Origin of the sequence: Microvirga aerilata (assembly GCF_016743775.1) — a bacterium.
GTDB lineage: Bacteria > Pseudomonadota > Alphaproteobacteria > Rhizobiales > Beijerinckiaceae > Microvirga > Microvirga aerilata.
The window spans coordinates 1-1,126 of record NZ_JAEQMY010000303.1; the positions used below are offsets into that span (position 1 = coordinate 1).

The 1,126-nt window shown below is 56.8% G+C and carries 1 protein-coding gene; it reads left to right on the plus strand.

Annotated elements, in window-relative coordinates; genetic code table 11:
* The first annotated feature begins 83 nt into the window (after positions 1–83).
* The gene (locus tag JKG68_RS32485) at positions 84–1,007 is read left to right on the plus strand and encodes an ABC transporter substrate-binding protein (protein ID WP_312891083.1); all 924 of its coding nucleotides are present in this window, start codon (positions 84–86) and stop codon (positions 1,005–1,007) included.
* The last annotated feature ends 119 nt before the right edge of the window (positions 1,008–1,126 follow it).

Genomic DNA, 1,126 nt, shown 5'->3' on the forward strand with positions numbered 1-1,126 from the left:
CCAACATTGCTGCTTGAGCCTGCCCAGGGGCCAAATCGGTCTTACTGCAACTGGCGGTAAATAACGTGACAACGCCCTTGGCAGTGCCATCCTTATCAGGAGCTCAAGAGAGGCGTGCTGTCCCGCGCATCGGCATCATCCATCCAAGCCCCCCGCCTGATCCATGGCTCGATAGCTTCCAGCAGGAGTTGCACGTGCTTGGCTATATACCAGGGCACAATATTGCGATTGATTACAGATCAGGACGTGGTGCCGTTCTAGACGAACTCGCTCGTGACCTTCTGGTGAGCAGGGTCGATATCTTGGTCACAACGAGTGGGCCTGCTGTCTTGGCGGCCAAAAGGCAAACCACGTCAGTTCCAATCGTCATGGCCATGAGCGGCGATCCCGTTGGAACGGGAGTGGTGGCGAATATCGCCCATCCCGGTGAAAACGTCACAGGTCTGTCACTGATGTCAGCCGATCTTGCCGGTCTGCGGCTTGGTATGTTGAAGGAGGCGGTGCCAAGGGCAAGGCGTGTCGGCGTCCTTTTCGATCCAACTGAGCCTCCAACAGCCCAGGAGCTTCGTGAGACGGAGATAGCGGCAAAGACGCTAGCGCTCACGCTCGAACCACTACCGGCGAGCAACCCCGATGCGCTCAACCAAGCCATTGCAAAGGCGGCGGAGCTGCACGTGGACGCCTTGATTACCTTCGCGCATGCCTTTGCTTTCGTTAATCGGGCGCAGATCATCTCTCTATCGGGGCAACATCGTCTACCGGCTATGTATGGCTGGAGGGAGTTCGCTGAGGGGGGCGGTCTGATGTCCTATGGTCCAAACGTTAAGGCGACGTTCCGCCGTGCCGCGGTATATATCGATCGGATCATCAAGGGTGCTCGGCCCGCCGACATGCCGATTGAGCAGCCGTCCACGTTTGAGTTTGTGATCAATCAGCGGACCGCCAAAGCTCTCGGAATTGAATTCTCACCCGCTCTTCTGGTCCGTGCAGACGAAGTGATCGAGTGAACTCCTCGCTCGCGGAAGGTCGCCTAATTCCGATAAGGCGCATGTATGGAACTGTCCTCGTCAAACCCATTCGGATTTGAGTAAGGTAGACCTGCTACTCGATCCAATGGGGTGATCGA